The organism is Salinicola tamaricis (assembly GCF_003006155.1).
GTDB classification, from domain to species: Bacteria; Pseudomonadota; Gammaproteobacteria; order Pseudomonadales; family Halomonadaceae; genus Salinicola; species Salinicola tamaricis.
In genome coordinates, this window is sequence record NZ_CP023559.1 from 2,086,207 (window position 1) to 2,104,327 (window position 18,121).

The window sequence follows — 18,121 nt, forward strand, 5'->3', positions numbered from 1 at the left end:
CAAATCGATCAGCTGCGTTGGCTTGGACTTCTTGTCCTCATCATTGTCTCTGCGGCCTCCGCGTTCGCGGCATTCTCCGTAGACTCCTCCGCATCAGACTCTTTCAGCGGTAGCCGGAAAGCCATGATATAGCCGCCGGGCGGTTCGTAGCAGTGAATCTCACTTTTGGCCTGCGCCAGCATCAGCTCAGCATGCCCGGTGGCTTTGATCGAACCGCTCATCTTATAGGGGTTGGCATTGACAGAAATACCGCCAGCGCCATAGGCCCAACGCATCAGTTGCGCCTCGTTGTTGAGCGTGACCTTGGCCGAACCCGTCTGATGCTCGTCCGCGGGGGCATCTCCACCGGCAAGCTGTAGATTACGATTGGTGGCTTGGCTCCAGTGGAAGAGTTCCTTCTCCTGATCCTCCAGTGCCAGCCAGCCGTCGATCCAGGGCTTTTCTCCGGAGAGTCTGCTTCTCAGATCCTGAAGCTGGCCTCGTAGCGTTTCCCAATCGACTTGGCCACTGGTATTGACGATATCCGTGTGGCCGCTGCTGGATAGCGGATAGCGCTCCCAGTCGGGTGATATCTTCTCCGCGCGAACGTATCCCATGCGAAATCCGGCGTCTGACGCGCGACATCCCCGGCGTTGTAATGCCACCAGCTCCACGATGTTATTGCTCGGGTCTTCGAGGCTCGTCAGGGAGTCGACAACTTCATTGAGCTTGGCATTGGCCTTGTTGAGGCGGCTCTGGGCGAGCTGGACTTGCAGCCCGACGGTGCCTTGGTTGCCCACGCCACCGGCAGCTTCGATATGGGGGCGCTCGTCTTCGTTGTAGTAACTACCGTGAACAAAGGCGATATATCGGTCTTGCCACTGCTTGAGATTGGCCGTGGCACGTTGCTGCTCTTCCACCAGCGTCTCAAGCGTGGTCATTTCCGTATTGAAGTCGGGCATTTCCTCACGGGGCACTAAGAGGATGGTGTTGGTCCCGGTCAGATAGAAAAGCTGATCAGCAGGATCGTTGGACGCCTGGGCACCATCCGCACATAGGCGTGTCTGGGCTTGGCCGTGAGTTTCGGTCTGTGAGGAGCTGCTCATGACAAAGTGCCTTCTGCTGCGTCATCGAAGCGGTCGAGTATCGTGACTTTCAACTGCTCCGGCTTCCGGGTAAGAATTTTCTGTGTGTTGCCGTCTGCATCGGCGCGGCCCTCGACAATCTGGCCCTCGGCCGTCTCAACGCGATAACTGGCATAGGGGAGCGCCTTGCCCGATCGTTTGTCGGTCAGGGCAAAATACTGCTCGTAGGGGCCTTGCGCCTCGGGTAATGGGTCGAACGCCATGGGCTGACTCGTCGGCCCACCGAAGTTGTGCTGGGCGCCCTTGAAGTCCGCGGCGCCCGGGCAGTGAACCTCGATATTGCCGCCTTCGATGCGGATATAACCGCCGCCGCTCTGCAACAGAATGCCGTTCTCGGCCTGGACTTCGATACGCCCTTCGGTGGAGGTCACCTGGACGCCTTTCTCCGCGGTGAAGGCCATTTCGCCATCCTGCGCCTGCACCTCGACCTTGCCGCGGGCGGCGAACAACTTCATGCCGGCGCGGTAGACGAACAGCGAGAGCTTCTCGGAGATCGAGGCGACCAGGCTCTTGCCGGTGGCGACGTTGACGTCCTCGCCGCTGGAGACACTCAGCGAGCGGCCCTGGGCCAGGTGGGTCGACTCCGGCGTGCTCAGCGTAATGCCGGCGGGCGAGGCCATATGCAGCCAGGGCGCTTTCATGCGTGCCGCTTCGCCACGGCCGCCGCTGTCGGTGGCGCCACGGGCATTGCTCTGATCAGCATCCGCAAGCTGTTCGCTATTGCCGTAGGTGTCGTCGGCGTCTTCGCCTGCCTGCTTGAGATGCTCGCGGGCCTCGAGGGCGTCGGCGTTGTGATCCTGGGCACTCTGGCTCAGCGAGTCCGTGAGCTGGTAGGCGCTGTCGAGCTGCTGTTTGGCCGGGGTGAGGTCGAGCTGGTCGCCGCTGGCGCCGAGCTGGCCCCAGCTAGAGAGATAGAGCCCCTGATTGGCGCGGATGGCGCCATAGGCGTCGGTGCGCAGTTCGAACCCGGTACCGCGGAAGGCGCCGCGGGTGTTGCCGGTCTGGTGGATCAGGTAGCCGAGGTTGAGCTGACTCTTCTCGGCTTCGGAGTTGAGACGGACACGTTCCTGGTCGGTGGCGTCGTCGAACACCAGCTCGTTGTACTTGCTGCCGCGGTAGGTCTTGCTCTTGAACCCGGAGAGCAGGCCGTGGCTGTGCCAGTCCGGCGTCTGCTCGCCGTTGTAGACCCGGCCGGTGATCAGCGGGCGGTCGGCGTCACCTTCGAGGAAGTCGACCAGCACTTCCTGGCCGATACGCGGCACGAACACACCGCCCCAACCGGCGCCGGCATTGGGTTGGGAGACCCGCAGCCAGACGCTGGAGTTCTCGTCCTGCTGACCCTGGCGGTCCCAGTGGAACTGGACGCGCACCCGGTTGAGGTGGTCGGTGTGGATCTCCTCGTTGGCCGGGCCGACCACGGTGGCGGTCTGCGGCCCGCCGATCACCGGGCGGCGGTGGGTTAGCGGATGGCGGTAGGGCTGGCTGAGGCGCTGGGCTTCGAGGTCGACCAGAAAGTGGCCGGTGCCGCCGCTGGCATAGTCGGAGAGACGCTCGCCAGTAGGATCTGCGGTATCAGCTTCGAGACCGTGCGCCTGCTTGGCGGCGTCGAGCTGGGGCTGCAGGCTGCCCGGTAGCGCCTGGAGCTGGGCTGAGACCGGCAGCGCGTTTTCGGCGTGCACGGTGACGCCCAGCAGCAGGAACTGGCGCTCGGGCTCGCCGCCGCTGTCGTGCAGCGGGTGCTGGGTGAGTTCGAACCAGCGCCCGGCCTGGAGCTGGCGTGCGCCGCCGCTGCCACGGAAGCGCTTGGCCCGGGATTCATGCGATTCAAGGCGGTTCTCGGTCAGCCGCTCACCGCGCTCATAGCCGTGGTAGTAGTACTCGCCGGCATAGTCGTAGAGTTCGGTCGGCGGCAGGTTGCCCTGATCGCTGAGGGTATCCAGCCCGGTGCGCTTGGTCAGTGAGGGCTGCTTGTAGTCGAAGGTACCCACGCTGACCCGGGTGGGCTGCTGGGTGCGCACACCGCCCCACTGGGTCAGCGCATCCTCACGCTCGGTGGCCGCCTGGCGGTGGAAGCGGATCGCTTGGGGGCTGACCGGTTGGGTGGTATCGACATCGTCGGTGATCACCAGCCGATGGCCGTCGAAGTCCGCCCCGGATTCTGTCGATGAGGCGTTATCCTGGCCGTTGTCAGCAGAGGTTGAGGACCCCGAATATTCGAAATAGAACCATAATCCTTCTTCCTCTAGAAGCCTGCTAACAAAGTTCAGATCGCTCTCGCGATACTGCACGCAGTAGCTTCTGGCGGGATACTCGCGGCGCAAATCGAAGCGATATCGCCCCTTGGCGAGGTCGTAATCATCGAATACGGCGGTAAGCACATCGACGACGCTACGATCCTGGAAGATACGGCTATCGCGGCCCAGGCCGAGCATGGCCAGCCACGGCACCAGGGTGAGCTGGTAGTAGGTAACGCCGCCATCTTCGCCCAGCAGCGCGGCCTCGGAGACCAGCCCGTGCAGCGGGCGGTAGCTGCCATCGGCCTGCAGGATCGAGAGCCGCGCCGGCTGTGCCATCAGCGTCTTGAGTTCGATATCGCCCTGCTGGGAGATGCAGTCCAAGGTATAGGTGAAGGGCGCGCTGACGCGCTCTTCGCCCACCAGCCGATGGGGCACGAGGGCGGTGCCGGCGATATCGAGAGTCAGCAGCCGCTGCGACTGCGACAGATCGATATCGAAGGTGTCGAGGAGATCGTTGAGCATGCGGTTTTCCTGATCGCGGTGGCGGAGCCGGTCGACGAGGGTCAGAGACAATGGTCAGAGGATCAGGATAACGCATCATGAGAAAAATGTTTGTAAGCGATCGGCTACAAAGCGTGTGAGATATCGGCCGGAAAAGGCGCATTTTCGCCCAAAGAATGACATGTCACTCGCATCTAAAGCTCAGGCACTGTCTGTCCAAAGTTTGGGGACTGTCTGCCTAAAGATTAGGCACTGTCTAAAAGTACTGTGCTTTCCCATACCGCGTTATCAACGCCTAGAGATATATCGGCCCACCGTTTTCGCCCCCTTCGCCGCGGTCCCAGTGCCGCAGCAGTGTCTCGACGAAGCGCTCCGCGGCGGGCGACAGCGCACTGTCGCGGCGGCGCACCATGCCTAGCGTGCGCTTGACCAGCGGTTCGACCAGCGGGCGCTGTACCAGCAGCGGGTGCTCGTCGTCCGGCATCGACAGCCGCGGCACCGCGGCCACGCCCAGGCCCGCTTCCACCATCCCCAGCGAGGTCGAGAGATGCTGCACCTCGTAGAACCAGGTCGGGCGCTGGGTCAGCGAAGACAGCTCGTGGTCGAGCAGCATCCGGTTGCCACTCATCCGGCCCACACCGATCAGCTTGTGCTCGCTCAGCTCACTCCAGGTCACCTGCGCTTGGGCGGCCAGCGGGTGGTCATGGCGGCACACCAGCACGAAGGGCTCGACCACCAGGGGTGTGAAGCGAATGTCCGGGTGGTGCCCGCTGAGCATGTTGATGCCGAACTCGGCCTCGCCGCTGAGCACGGCGCCGAGGCCATCGTTGGCGCTGAGGTCGAGCAGGCGGATGCGGATATTGGGGTAGCGGGCGTTGTACTCGCGGATCACCGCGGGCAGGAAGTAGAACGCCGCGGTGGGGATACACGCGAGGGTGATCTGGCCGATGCGGTTCTCCGCCAGGGCGCGAATGTTGAACAGGGCGTGGTCGAACTCGTCGAGCAGGCGCTTGGCCTGGGGGAAGAAGTCGCGGCCCACGGTGGTCAGGCTCACCTTGCGCGTGGTGCGCGCCAGCAGTGGGGTACCGAGCACCGCTTCGAGCTTCTGGATGCGTCGGCTCAGCGCCGGCTGCGACAGGTTGAGCGCCTCGGCGGCGGCCTGGAAGCTCTCCAGCTCGGCAACCTTGAGGAAGGCCTGGATCTGCTGAATCTCATAGTTCATTAGTCGAATGTCTCGCCGCCGCCAGGATCGTCACCGCTCTTCGGTTCCGATGCTTTTCTGTTTTTTATCAAATGCTTATCTGATTTTCTGTGATTAATGCGCGATATGCATTAATGGCCACGATAATGGCATTGGAATGGCGATTTCAAGCATGCGAGCTTCCCCGTCACTTGTCGGCCATGAGGGCCGTCACGGGAAAGGGAACACGTCATGCGAGCCATACCCTGCGTTCTGATGCGCGGCGGCACCTCCAAGGGGCCGGTCTTTCTGGGACGCGATCTGCCCAGCGATCCTGCGGAACGCGATGAGCTGTTGCTGACCCTGATGGGGTCGGGTAACGAACTCGAAGTCGATGGCATCGGCGGCGGCTATCCGCAGACCAGCAAGGTCGCCATCGTCACGCCTTCCGCCGAGCCGGGGGTCGACGTCGACTATCTCTTCGTGCAGGTGATGGTCGAGCAGCGCCGGGTGGATACCTCCCCCAACTGCGGCAATATGCTCAGCGCCGTGGGGCCCTTCGCCATCGAGCAGGGGCTGGTCGCCGCGACGGGGGACGTCACCCGTCTAACCATCCGCAATCTCAACACCAGCAGCCTGATCGATGCCGAGATCTGCACGCCGGGCGGGCAGGTGACCTACGTCGGTGATACGCGTATCGATGGCGTGCCCGGGAGTGCCGCGCCGGTACTGCTGGAGTTCCGCAACGTGGTGGGGGCCAAGACCGGCAAGCTCTACCCCACGGGCAAGCCGGTGGAGACGATCGATGGGGTCGAGGTGAGCTGCATCGATGCTGCCATGCCGATGGTGCTGATACGCGCCGCCGATCTTGGCAAGCGCGGTGACGAAACGCCCCAGGCGCTGGATGGCGACAGCGAACTGCTGGCGCGGCTGGAGTCGATTCGCCGCCAGGCCGGTGCGGCCATGGGCCTGGGCGACGTGAGCGAGCGGGTGATTCCCAAGCCGGTGCTGATCAGCGCCCCCGCCGCTGGCGGCACGCTGCGCGTGCGTTACTTCATGCCGCAGCGTTGTCATCGGGCGCTGGCGATCACCGGGGCGGTGGGGCTGGCGCTAGCGTGTGCCGATGGCCGCAGTTTGGTCCAGGGGCTCGCCGGCGCGCCGAGCGCGGACGGCTTGCTCGAGTTCGAGCACCCCAGTGGCAGGCTCGGGGTGATCGCACGCTGGCCCGCCGAGCAGGCGTGGCCGAGCTGTTCGCTGATTCGCACCGCGCGGCGGCTCTTCAGCGGCAGCGTCTACGTGCCCGAGACGCTGACGCCTGCCCCCGACGCGGCGATCGGCTGAGCATGGCGCGAGCCGACGGTATGACGACACCACAGCCATAACAGCAACAACATCAACGAGGAGAAGTGCCATGCACGCCAAGCGCACACACACCTTTTTCCCCCGCGTTGGCCGCCGCTGTGCCTTCGCGCTAGCCGCGGCGCTGCTGCCGCTGGGGGCACAGGCCGCGGAGCCCGTGCCGATGCCCGATACGCTCGAGTGGACCGTTCCCTTCGGGGTCGGTGGCGGTACCGACGTCTGGGCCCGTTTCATGTCGCACTGGATGGGTGAAGCGCTGCCCTCGCATCCGACCATCGTGATCGACAACGTGCCCGGTGGCGGCTCCATCACCGGGACCAATCTGTTCTCTGCTCGCGCCGATGCCGATGGATCACAGATGCTGGTGACCTCGGCCTCTACCCAGTTCCCGGCCATGCTCGACGACCCGCGGGTACGTTACGACTACGCCAAGTGGACGCCGATCATCGCCGCGCCCACCGGCGGCGTGATCTACGCCCAGCCGGGCTACGGCAAGGATACGGATACGATTCTCGCCGCGCTGCGCGAGTCGCCGACCAAGTTTGCCATGCAGACTCCCACCGGGCTGGAGATGCCGGTGCTGCTGGCCTTCGACCTGCTGGGTCTGAAGGTGGAGCCGGTGTTCGGCATGCGCAGCCGAGGCGAAGGTCGGCTGGCGTTCGAGCGCGGCGAGGCGGGGGTCGATTTCCAGACCACTTCGGCCTATTTCAGCAACGTCGCCCCGCTAGTCGAGGCGGGCAAGGCGGTGCCGCTGTTCTCGCTCGGAGTGATGAATGCCGACAACGTCATCGAGCGTGACCCTGCCTTCCCCGATCTGCCGACCTTCTCCGAGCTCTATCTGGCGCAGCCCGGCCATAGCCGCGACGACATCGCCTACCAGGTGTTCCACAAGTTCTTCGCCTCCGGCTATGCCCTGCAGAAGCTGCTGCTGGTGCCCAAGGACACGCCGCCGGCGCTGATCAAAGCCTATCGCCAGGCCGCGGCGACGCTGCCCGAGCGCGAGGACTTTCTGACCGCGGCGCGCAATCAGGTCGGCCCCTACACGCCTGTCGTAGGTGAGGTCGCGGCCAAGCAGCTCGATTCTGCCATGCAGCTCAGCGACGTGCGCCGCCAGTGGGTGATCGACTGGCTCAAGTCACGCTATGGCGTACGCGTTGCCACGCGCTGATCAAGCGCCGGCGTCAAGGCCGGCCAAGGAGAGACAACGATGATCGATGCGTTGATGACGAGCCTGGGCGAGGTGTTCAGCGGCGCCCATCTGCTCTACATGGGCTTCGGCGTGCTGGTGGGGCTGCTGGTGGGAATCATCCCCGGCCTTGGCGGTATCGCCGGCATGGCGCTGCTGCTGCCGTTTCTCTATGGCATGTCGCCGGGGCTGGCGCTGGGCATGCTGATGGGCATGGTGGCAGTGATTCCTACTGGCGACACCTTTACCTCGGTGCTGCTGGGGATACCCGGTTCGAGCGCCTCCCAGGCCACGGTGATGGATGGCTTTCCGCTGGCCAAGAAGGGGCAGGCGGCACGGGCCCTGGCCAGTGCCTTTCTCTCTTCGCTGTGCGGTGGCGTGATCGGGGCGGTGGTACTGACCGGCTTCATTCTGGTCGCGCGGCCGCTGGTACTGGCGTTCTCGTCGGCGGAGCTGTTCGTGCTCACGCTGCTGGGGCTGGCGATGGTCGCGGTGCTCTCCGGTGAGAGCCAGTTCAAGGGCATGGCGGCGTGTGGCCTGGGGCTGCTGCTCGGGGCGATCGGCACCGCGCCGGCCACGGGCGAGTTCCGTCTCAATCTGGATGTAGGCTATCTCTACGACGGCATTCCGCTGATCGTGGTAGGCCTGGCGATCTTCGCCCTGCCGGAGATCATCGACCTGCTGATCCAGCGCGGCAGTATCGCCCGCGAGCGTACCTCGCTGGGGCATGGCTGGCGCCAGGGGATCCGCGACGTGGTCGACAACCGCGGGCTGGTCGCCAAATGTGCCGGCATGGGTAGCCTCATTGGTACCATCCCGGGGCTGGCGGGCTCGGTGGTCGACTGGCTGACTTACGCTTTTGCCTCAAGGACGGCGAAGGGCGAGAAGCACTTCGGCCAGGGCGATATCCGCGGCGTGATCGCGCCGGAGTCGGCCAACAACGCCTGTGCCTGCGGGGCGATGGTGCCTACGCTGTTGTTCGGCGTGCCGGGCTCCGGCACTGCCGCGATCTTCCTCGGTGGCCTGCTGCTGCTCGGCCTGGAGCCGGGGGTGAGCATGATCTCCACCCATCTCGACCTGACCTACACCATCATCTGGTCGCTGGCGCTGGCCAATATCCTGGGGGCGGCGCTGTGTCTGGTGCTGGCGCGGCCGGTGGCGCAGCTGACGCGGATACCGTTCGTGCTGCTGGCGCCGGTGATCACCACGCTGATCCTGTTCGCTGCCTACCAGGCCACGCGCTCGCTGGGCGACTGGTACACGCTGCTGGCGGTGGGCGCTGTCGGGGTGCTGTTCAAGCGTGCCGGCTGGTCGCGACCGGCGTTCCTGATCGGTTTCGTGCTGGCACCGGGGGCAGAGACCTACTTCTATCAGAGCGTGCAGTTCCAGGGCATGTCGGCGTTCCTGCGCCCTGGGGTGCTGATCATCCTGGGCATGATCGCACTGGCGCTGCTGCTGCCGCTGTTCAAGCGGCTCCTGCGTCGGCGCCAACCGCTGGCGGTGGGCGCCGAGGTCAGCTCGCCCCAGCAACCGCCGGCGGTGCCTACCTTCGGGCGCGTCGATACGCTGCTGGTGGTGGGGCTTCTGCTGCTGGCCGCGGCGTCCTGGTACGACATCAGCGGGCTCTCCTTCCTCGGCGGTATCTTCCCGCGCCTGGCGATCACGATCATGGCCGCGGGGGCGGCGCTGAGCGCGCTGGAGGCGTGGCGGCGCGGCGCGCGCTGGGAGGCGCAGCCACTGGGCGAGCCGCTACTGTGGTTGGCCGGGCTCCTGGGGCTGGTGGTGGCGGCGTCGCTGCTCGGCTTCGTCAGTGCCGCGACGCTGATGGCCTTTGCGTTCCTGCGCGGCGTGGCCAAGGCGCGCTGGGCCACGGCGCTGGCGATCGCGGCAGGAATCGCTGCCTTTCTGCTCGGCATGCAGGCGCTGCTCAATCTGCACTACCCCAGTGGCTGGCTGGATGCGCTGTTCGGTCTCTGAGCGCTCGCGCCGCAGCGGTGATCAAAAGCGCCTCCCCGCTCGGGGAGGCGCTTTTTTGGGTTCATCACGCCTGTTCGGGGGAGCCGATGACTACCGCGTGCCGCGCCACGCGCGGGCCCCAGCGCGATGGCTTCCGGGCGCGTTCAGTGCCGGTACGCCTCGGGGAAAGGCGCGAGGGGTGCGGTTGAAAGTCGCAGCATAACGTCGTATTTTAATTGAACGGTCAATCAATAAAAACAAGTGACGTCTGCTTGGCAGTCATCGTCGATCCACGCCGCGCGCTCCCGCGCCTCGCCACCGACTGCCTGACATAGAGCGTGGATACGCTCGACTGCCGCTGTACTCCTACAACGACGAGGATTGCTCATGCATCCACAACACACCGACGACGCCAGCCGCGACCGCTTAAACCCGGTAGTGTTCTACGGCTCGGCCATCGGGATCGTGCTGTTCGCGCTCTGGACCATGCTCTTCACCGAGTCGGCCGGGCGCGTGATCAACGCGATCCTCGGGTGGATTTCCGACAGTTTCGGCTGGTACTACTTCCTGGCCGTGGTGATCTATCTGGCCTTCGTGATCGTGATCGGGGTGTCGCGCTTCGGCAAGATCAAGCTGGGGCCGGAGCACGCCAAGCCCGACTTCAACATGGTCTCCTGGGCCGCCATGCTGTTCTCGGCGGGTATCGGCATCGACCTGCTGTTCTTCTGTATCGCCGAGCCGGTGACCCAGTTCCTGGCCCCGCCCGGCGGTGAAGCCGGCACGGTGCAGGCAGCGCGCCACGCCATGGAGATCACCTTTCTCCATTGGGGGCTCTCCGGCTGGGGCATCTACACGCTGGTGGGGATGTCGCTGGCGTTCTTCAGCTACCGCCACAACCTGCCGCTGACCATCCGCAGCGCGCTCTATCCGATCTTCGGCAAGCGCATCGATGGGCCCATCGGCCATACCGTGGATATCGCCGCGGTGCTGGGCACGGTGTTCGGGATCGCCACCAGCCTGGGGATTGGGGTGATCCAGCTAAACTTCGGCCTCAACTACATGTTCAACGTGCCGGAGAATACGCTGGTGCAGGCCGCACTGGTGGTCATGATCGTGTTCTTCGCCACAGTCTCGGCGGCGACCGGGGTGGAGAAGGGCATCCGCCGGCTGTCCGAGTTCAACATGCTGCTGGCACTGCTCCTGCTGTTGTTCGTGCTGTTCAGCGGCAAGACGCTGTTCCTGCTCAATGCGCTGGTGCTCAACGTCGGCGATTACTTCTCCCACTTCATCGATCTATCGATGAACACCTACGCCTTCGCGCCGCCGACCGACTGGCTGAACGCGTGGACACTGTTCTTCTGGGCCTGGTGGATCGCCTGGGGGCCGTTCGTGGGGCTGTTCCTGGCGCGTATCTCGCGCGGGCGCACCATCCGTGAGTTCGTCGCCGGTACGCTGATCCTGCCGCTGGCGTTCATGATGGCGTGGATGTCGATCATGGGTAACAGCGCCATCGACATGGTGATGAATGGCGCCAGCGCCTTCGGCGATACGGCGATGAATACGCCGGCCTCGTCGATCTATCTGTTCCTCGAGTCGCTGCCGTGGACCGGGCTGACCACCATCGTCACCACCATTCTGGCAATCGTGTTCTTCGTCACCTCCGGGGATTCCGGCGCGCTGGTGCTGTCGAACTTCACCTCGCGGCTCAAGGACGTCAATAGTGACGCACCGATCTGGATGCGCATCCTGTGGGCGGCGGTGATCGGCGTGCTAACCCTAGCCTTGCTGATGGCCGGCGGACTCTCGGCGCTGCAGAGCGCGGTGGTGATCACCGGGCTGCCGTTCTCGATCGTGCTGTTCTTCATGATGGCCGGTCTGCTCAAGGCGCTGCGCGTCGAGGGCTACAAGGAGGACAGTCTGCGCGCCAGCCTCTCCGGGCATCTCTCCGGGCGCACCCAGGCGGGCGGGCGCAACCCGCGCAGCTTGCACCAGCGTCTGGGGCGGGCGATGAGTTTCCCCGGGGCCAAACAGGCGCGCCGCTTCCTCGACGAGACCGTGCATCCGGCGATGGAGGCCGTCAGCGAGGGGCTGCGTCAGCAGGACGTCGGCGTCGAGCTGCAGGAGGTCGGGGGCGAAGACCCGCACCTGGCGCTGAACGTCTCCCTGGGTGATGAGCAGAACTTCACCTATCAGGTCTGGCCGCGTCAGTTCGCCACGCCGTCGTTCGCCCTGCGTACGCCGCAGAGCCACGCCCACTACTACCGGTTGGAGGTCTACCTGCTGGAGGGAAGTCAGGGTTACGACCTGATGGGCTACACCCAGGAGCAGGTGATCGAGGACATCCTCGACCAGTACGAGCGCCATCTCCACTTCCTGCACATGAGCCGCGAGGCGCCGGGCAGCGTGACCATGCCCGATAGTCCCGAGCAACCGCCGGCTTGAACCGCCACGGCCGCCACCTTTGCCAGAAGATGGCGGCCACTGCCTCTGGGCGCCTCGTACGGCAGTGCATCAGGTGGTGCCGGGTTGCGTTGACTGCGGGGAGGGCGGGCGTGAAAGTCGCCCTGGCCGGTATGCCCCAAGTCGACTTAACTCAAAGCAAGATCGCAGCGCCCCGCGAGGGACAGCGGGAGCAACGCGCTGTGTTCGAAGGTTCGTCGTCGCCCGGGAAACCCTCTGGGCGTGACGCGCCGGACGTCATTTCGACCCGGATGGATATCGTATGCAAACACAAACCGATAATAATTCACCCGCCCGGGACCGACTCAATCCTGTCGTGTTTCGGCTCGGTGATCGGCATCGTCGCCTTTTCGATCTGGGCGCGGTCGCTACCCAGCAGGCCATGAGATCATCAATGCGCTGCTGGGGATGGATCTCCAACACCTTCGGCTGGTACTACTTTCTCACCGTCGTTATCTATCTCGCCTTCGTGATTTTCCTGGGGGTTCTCGCTTCGGCAAGATCCGCCTCGGGCCAGAACACGCCAGGCCAGACTTCAATATCTTCTCGTGGTCGCGATGCTGTTCTCGGCGGGTATCGGCATCGGGGTGATCTTCTTCGCCCCTGGCCGAACCGCTGACCCAGTTCTACCAGTCGCCGCAGGTGCCCAGCGACCAGGTGCTGGCGGCGCGCCACGCCATGGAGCTGACCTTTCTGCACTGGGGCATCTCGGGCTGGGGTATCTACACCCTGGTGGGGATGTCGCTGGCGTTCTTCAGCTATCGCCACAATCTGCCGCTGACCATTTCGAGCGCGCTCTATCCGATCTTCGGCAAGAAGATCTACGGCCCGATCGGCCATGCGGTGGACATCGCCGCGGTACTCGGCACGGTATTCGGCATCGCCGCCAGCCTGGGGATCGGCGTGATCCAGCTCAACTACGGTCTGGACTTCATGTTCGGCATCACCGAGAGCGTCTGGACCCAGACCCTTTTAGTGCTGATGCTCGTGCTGTTCGCCACATCTCGCGGTCACCGGGGTGGAGAGGGCATTCGGCGGCTATCGGAGTTCAACATTCTGCTGGCGGTCGCGCTGCTGCTGTTCGTGCTCTTCGCCGGCAAGACCATCTTCCTGCTCAACGCGCTGGTGATGAACGTCGGCGACTATCTCTCCGATTTCATCTCGCTGTCGTTCAATACCTACGCCTTCGATCGCCCGACCGAGTGGCTCAACGCCTGGACGATCTTCTTCTGGGCCTGGTGGATCGCCTGGGGTCCGTTCGTGGGGCTGTTCCTGGCGCGTATCTCGCGTGGGCGTACCATCCGCACCTTCGTCGCCGGCACTCTGACCCTGCCGATCGCCTTCATGATGATCTGGATGTCGATTCTGGGTAACAGCGCGCTGGACATGGCGATGAACGGCGCTCACGACTTCGGCCAGCAGGTGATGAACAACCCGCCGGCGGGCATCTATCTGTTCCTGCAGGCCTACCCGTGGCCGGTGTTCACCACCATCGCGGTGAGCGTGTTGGCGATCGTGTTCTTCGTCACCTCGGGGGACTCGGGCGCCCTGGTGCTGTCGAACTTCACCTCGATCCTCAAAGACGTCAACAGCGATGCGCCGATCTGGATGCGTATCCTGTGGTCGGCGGTGATCGGTGTACTGACCCTGTCGCTGCTGCTCGCCGGGGGGCTGAGCACGCTGCAGAGTGCGGTGGTGATTACCGGGTTGCCGTTCTCGGTCGTGCTCTTCTTCATGATGGCCGGGCTCTACCGGGCGCTGAAGGTGGAGGCGTTCAAGGAGGATAGCCACCGGCTCAGCCTCTCGGGTTCGCTCTCCGGGCGCATGTCCGCCGCCGGCCGCGATGCGGGTTACGACTGGCGCAAGCGGCTCAAGCGGGCGATGTCCTTCCCCACCCGCGACGAAGCGCGCCAGTTCCTCGAGCAGACCGGACGCCCGGCGATGGAGGCGGTGCGCGACGAGCTCGAAGGCCAGGGCGTGAAGGTGCAGATCAACGAGGGGACGCAGAACGACGACGACTATCTGTCGCTCTACGTCGACCTCGGCAGCGAGCAGAACTTCACCTATCAGATCTGGACGCACCCGTTCGCCACGCCCTCGTTCGCCATGCGCACGCCGCGCAGCAGCAGCCGCTACTACCGCCTCGAGGTCTATCTGCTCGAAGGTAGCCAGGGCTACGATCTGGCCGGCTACACCCGCGAGCAGGTGATCGACGACATGCTCGACCAGTACGAGCGCCACCTGCAGTTCCTGCATCTCAACCGCGAGGAGCCGGGCAGCATCAATATGCCTGACAGCCCCGAGCAGCCGCCGGCCTGAGGCGAGTGATCCGCGGTCCTGACAGCGTCAGGGCCGCGTGTCGCAGGCCGTCTCCGTCGGCGGTTCCCACGCCGGCGGCAGGTCGGCCGCCTCGGGCACCGGGGCGGTCAGGCCGAGTTCGCGCCGTCCCAACCAGTCGAGCATCGCCGCGCCGGTCACTCTTCCGGCGTCGGCGATACCCTGGGTGCCGAACAGGCGGTTGAACTCGAACAGTATCGGCGTCTCGCCGAGCATGGCGACATCGAAGCCGCCATGGTCGATCTGGAAAGTCGCCGCCACCCGCTTTACCAGCGTTATGGCCGCCTCGGGAATGTCCTCGTGCTCGATCCGGCCACCCTGGGCGACGTTGGCGCGATAGCCGCCCAACGGCGTCACCCGCCAGTAGCTGGCAAGAATGCGGTCCCCCACCAGTACGATCCGCAGATCGCGATCGATCGGTAGCCTGGGCTGGGCGTAGAGCACCGGATTATCCGCGGCGAAGCGCTCGAGCTCGCGACGCCGTTCGACCAGATGCACGCCGTTGCCGCGGGCGCTGCGAATCTCCTTGAGAATCATCGGATAGCCGATTTCCGCCTCCACGGCGTCGATACCGTAGGCGGTATTGGCCTGGATCGCGGTGGGCGGAATGTGCTGCGGGAAGGCCGCGCGCATAGCACGGGTCTGCTCCACCTTGTCGTGCCCCAGATAGTAGGTCGCCGGGGAGGGAAAGATGCGCTTGTGCAGCGCATGCAGCAGCACGTTGACCTGCCAGTAGCTGGGGAACAGCAGCCAGTCGGCGGCCTGGATCTCGTCCAGATGATCGAACATGCGCTCGGGTTTGATATAGCGAACGTTCGGCATGCCGAGGGTGCGGGAGACATCGAAAGTGATCAAACGCATCGGAGACCTCGTCGAGGACAGGCGCGCCAGCAGAGGAGAGGGAGCGCATCATCCGAGGCTTTCTGGCGCTTGGCAAGAGGGGCGCGAGAGTTTGTTCGAGGCCCCGGCGAACAGTGCCCATGCCCTGCAGCGCATCGTCCCGGGCCGCATCGGGCCGGGTTTTCCTGGTACCTGCTAGGCTATCGAGACGTGGCGTTGCGATGCCGGTGTGGCGACATGCTAGGCTGAAGTCATCGATAAAAGACGCTGCAAAGACACCTCACCACTCGGCGGTTAACGACGACATATAACATCGACGGATAACACCGACGTATAACAACAACGCGAGGATTGGCTCATGGGGGCTTTCACTGTCTGGGACAGCATCGTGCTGGTCGTCTACGTGCTGGGCATCGCTTGGGTCGGGGCCCGCTTCGGCAAGTCGCAGGCAACGACCCAGGACTACTTTCTCGGTGGGCGCAGGATTCCCGGCTGGGCGATTGGCCTGTCGGTAATGGCGACCCAGGCCAGCGCAATCACCTTCATCGGCGCGCCGGGCTGGGGCTTCGAAGGCGGTCTCGAGCGGCTGGTGACCTTCATCAACGTGCCGCTGGCGATGGCGGTGCTTATCGTGGTGCTGGTGCCGATCTTCCATCGCGCCGGCATCTACAGCATCTACGAGCTGCTCGAACGGCGCTTCGGGCCGCTGACCCGATCACTGGCGGCGCTGCTGTTCCTGATCGCCCGCGGTCTGGCCACCGGCGTGGTGCTCTACGCGCCGGCGCTGGTGCTCTCCGTGGTGACCGGCTGGAGCGTCGATCTGACCATTGTACTGATGGCGGTGATCGCGGTCGGCTACACCGTGCTGGGTGGCATCAGCGCAGTGATCTGGACCGACGTGATACAGATGTTCGTGCTCTGGCTCGGGGCCATTCTCAGCATGCTGCTGATGGTCTCGAGCCTACCCGGCGGCTGGAGCGACGTCTTCGCCTTCGGTGCCGCCCACGGCATGTTCGATACCTTCGATCTGTCGCTCGATCCTACCGTGACCTACTCGCTATGGGCGGGGCTGATCGGTGGTGTGGTCATGCACGTGGCCTACTTCGGCACCGATCAGAGCCAGATCCAGCGCGTGCTGACCAGTCCGAGCATCGCCGAGGGGCAGCGTTCGCTACTGATCGGCGGCTATCTGCTGGTGCCGCAGATGCTGCTGTTCCTGTTCATCGGGGTGATGCTCGCGGCGTACTACCAGCAGCACGGGCTGACCCCGCCGGAGAATCTCAACGAGCTGTTCCCGCGCTATGTGGTCGAGGCGTTCCCGGTCGGCATCACCGGCCTGGTGATCGCCGGGGTCTTCGCCGCCGCCATGTCGAGCCTGGATTCGGCGCTCAACTCGCTCTCGGCGGTGAGCGTGCGCGACTTCTATGCGCGTTTCGTCAGGCCCGACGCCGACGAAGGTCACTACCTCAAAGCGTCGCGCTGGGCCACCGTGTTCTGGGGGCTCTACGCCACCCTGTTCGCCTTCTTCGCCGGCAATCTCGGCCCGGTAATCGAAGCGGTCAACCGGATCGGCTCCTGGTTCTACGGCGCCCTGCTCGGTGTCTTCCTGCTGGCAGTGTTGAGCCGGCGCAGCAATGGCCGCGGCGCGGTGGCGGGCATGCTCCTGGGTATGGCCGCGGTGTGGGCGGCCTCGCATCTGGGGATCTCCTGGCTCTATCAGAATGCGGTAGGGCTCGGCGTATCGCTGGCGGTCGGCTATGCGGTCAGCCTCAGTGCCCCGGCGCCGAGTCGTGATCAGCTCGCCGATGTGACGCTGGAAGAGACCGCACCGGACATGCAGGCGCTACTGCACCGGCGCAGTGCCGCGGCCGCACCGCTGGGGCGCGATGCCCGCGTGACGCGTACCCGCTGTCTCGGCCTGCTGGCCTGGTTCGTGATCTCGCTGGTGGCCCTGGGGGGGCTGCAGCTCTGGGCCCATGCCCATGGCTGAGGGCTATCTACGCCGCCGGATCGATGGCGTGGCGGCGAGCCAGCGGCTGCGGCGCTACGCGGCCGCGCGCTTTGAACCGGCCTGGCTGGCGCTATGGGCGGTGGCGCTGACGGCAAATGAGGCGCAGACGCCGGATGCCTGGCTGCTGGGGCGCCGCGGCCTGTCGCGGGCGCTGCTGTGGCCCGGGCCGCTGGGCCACGACGCCTGGGAGTATGATGCGCCGGCAGGTGCGGAGACCCGGCTGGGGGGCGAGACCCGTGAGGCGGGCTGCCCCTCGCCCGAGGCGTTTGCGCGCTGGTGGCTGTGGGAGCGGCTGGCCAAACCGCGCCTGTGGTCGCTGCGGGTGCAACCCGCCACGCTGCAGCGGCTCTGGCTGCCGCTATGGCTGGGCTACCACCAGGGGCGCCAGACGCGGCTGATCGTGCTGAGTGGGGTCTCCGGCGAACCCCTCGGCGCACTCAAGCCCGCGGTGCTGGCCGCGCTTCAGGCCGAGGCGCGGGCCGGTGCCGACTAAAAGGGGCGATTCGGCTTCAGCCCGTGGCTAGGTCGGCGGCCAGCGTGGCGTAGTCGTAGCAGGTGATCTCGAACGGATTACCGTCGGGGTCACTAAAATAGAGCGACCAGGAGAGCTGGTGGTCCACCAGCTTGGGAGGTGTCTCGAGATGCCGTTGCAGATGAGTACGCCATTGCAGAAACGCGTCTGCGGTCACGCCCAGCGCAATGGTCGAGCGGCATCGTTCTGGCTGACGCTCGAAGAGCGACAGGCAGACGCTGCGCGATGTATCGGCGATGATCAGCGGCCCTTCGGGATCTTTTGACCAAGACGCCAACGCGGCGACGGGCGTTAGCCCCAGCGTGTCGGCATACCACGCCTGGGCCTGGGCCTGGGATCGGTCGGCGACGAATACATGGATGTGATCGATACCGCTGAGCGCTGGCATCATGCCCGTT

13 protein-coding genes are annotated in these 18,121 nt (G+C 64.8%); 8 read left to right on the forward strand and 5 right to left on the reverse strand.

Features of this window, described 5'->3' with window-relative positions:
* Positions 1-8 precede the first annotated feature (8 nt).
* The 3 genes from CN538_RS09600 to CN538_RS09610 form a co-directional block, all read right to left on the reverse strand.
* A complete protein-coding gene (locus CN538_RS09600) occupies positions 9-1,085 on the reverse strand; it encodes a hypothetical protein (RefSeq protein ID WP_106419280.1) in 1,077 nt (358 codons plus the stop codon).
* On the reverse strand, positions 1,082-3,883 hold the full coding sequence (locus tag CN538_RS09605; RefSeq protein ID WP_106419281.1) for a type VI secretion system Vgr family protein: 2,802 nt from the start codon (positions 3,881-3,883) through the stop codon (positions 1,082-1,084). The genes CN538_RS09600 and CN538_RS09605 overlap by 4 nt, the downstream gene beginning before the upstream one ends.
* A 274-nt stretch (positions 3,884-4,157) precedes the next feature.
* Positions 4,158-5,084 carry a LysR family transcriptional regulator gene (locus tag CN538_RS09610; RefSeq protein ID WP_106419282.1) on the reverse strand — a complete coding sequence of 309 codons (927 nt, stop codon included), beginning with the start codon at positions 5,082-5,084 and terminating at the stop codon, positions 4,158-4,160.
* Between the two features lie 210 nt (positions 5,085-5,294).
* Here CN538_RS09610 and CN538_RS09615 point away from each other — a divergent pair, with 210 nt between their 5' ends.
* From CN538_RS09615 to betT, 6 genes are all read left to right on the forward strand, one after another.
* Complete coding sequence (locus tag CN538_RS09615) at positions 5,295-6,383, forward strand: 4-oxalomesaconate tautomerase (protein WP_106419283.1); 1,089 nt, start codon at positions 5,295-5,297, stop codon at positions 6,381-6,383.
* Positions 6,384-6,453: 70 nt separating this feature from the next.
* A complete protein-coding gene (locus CN538_RS09620; protein ID WP_242495725.1) occupies positions 6,454-7,569 on the forward strand; it encodes a Bug family tripartite tricarboxylate transporter substrate binding protein in 1,116 nt (371 codons plus the stop codon).
* Between the two features lie 39 nt (positions 7,570-7,608).
* Entirely contained in the window at positions 7,609-9,564 is a 1,956-nt protein-coding gene (locus CN538_RS09625) for a tripartite tricarboxylate transporter permease (protein WP_106419284.1), read from the forward strand.
* A gap of 366 nt (positions 9,565-9,930) precedes the next feature.
* Positions 9,931-11,985 (forward strand): choline transporter, encoded by a 2,055-nt coding sequence (locus tag CN538_RS09630; RefSeq protein WP_106419285.1) that lies wholly within the window; start codon positions 9,931-9,933, stop codon positions 11,983-11,985.
* A 280-nt stretch (positions 11,986-12,265) separates the two neighbouring features.
* Positions 12,266-12,622 carry a BCCT family transporter gene (locus CN538_RS22660; RefSeq protein ID WP_242495726.1) on the forward strand — a complete coding sequence of 119 codons (357 nt, stop codon included), beginning with the start codon at positions 12,266-12,268 and terminating at the stop codon, positions 12,620-12,622.
* A 23-nt stretch (positions 12,623-12,645) separates the two neighbouring features.
* On the forward strand, positions 12,646-14,322 hold the full coding sequence (gene betT, locus CN538_RS09635) for a choline BCCT transporter BetT (RefSeq protein ID WP_242495727.1): 1,677 nt from the start codon (positions 12,646-12,648) through the stop codon (positions 14,320-14,322).
* Between the two features lie 27 nt (positions 14,323-14,349).
* On the opposite strand, the gene CN538_RS09640 is transcribed toward betT, so the two are convergent.
* Positions 14,350-15,201 carry an ATP-grasp domain-containing protein gene (locus CN538_RS09640; protein WP_106419286.1) on the reverse strand — a complete coding sequence of 284 codons (852 nt, stop codon included), beginning with the start codon at positions 15,199-15,201 and terminating at the stop codon, positions 14,350-14,352.
* Between the two features lie 337 nt (positions 15,202-15,538).
* Between CN538_RS09640 and CN538_RS09645 the strand changes: the two genes are divergently transcribed.
* Both CN538_RS09645 and CN538_RS09650 read left to right on the forward strand, forming a co-directional pair.
* Positions 15,539-17,170 carry a sodium:solute symporter family protein gene (locus CN538_RS09645; protein WP_106419287.1) on the forward strand — a complete coding sequence of 544 codons (1,632 nt, stop codon included), beginning with the start codon at positions 15,539-15,541 and terminating at the stop codon, positions 17,168-17,170.
* Positions 17,157-17,684 carry a hypothetical protein gene (locus CN538_RS09650; protein WP_106419288.1) on the forward strand — a complete coding sequence of 176 codons (528 nt, stop codon included), beginning with the start codon at positions 17,157-17,159 and terminating at the stop codon, positions 17,682-17,684. The genes CN538_RS09645 and CN538_RS09650 overlap by 14 nt, the downstream gene beginning before the upstream one ends.
* A 16-nt stretch (positions 17,685-17,700) precedes the next feature.
* Here CN538_RS09650 and CN538_RS09655 read toward each other — a convergent pair whose 3' ends face one another.
* The gene (locus CN538_RS09655; protein WP_106419289.1) at positions 17,701-18,114 is read right to left on the reverse strand and encodes a VOC family protein; all 414 of its coding nucleotides are present in this window, start codon (positions 18,112-18,114) and stop codon (positions 17,701-17,703) included.
* Between the last annotated feature and the right edge of the window lie 7 nt (positions 18,115-18,121).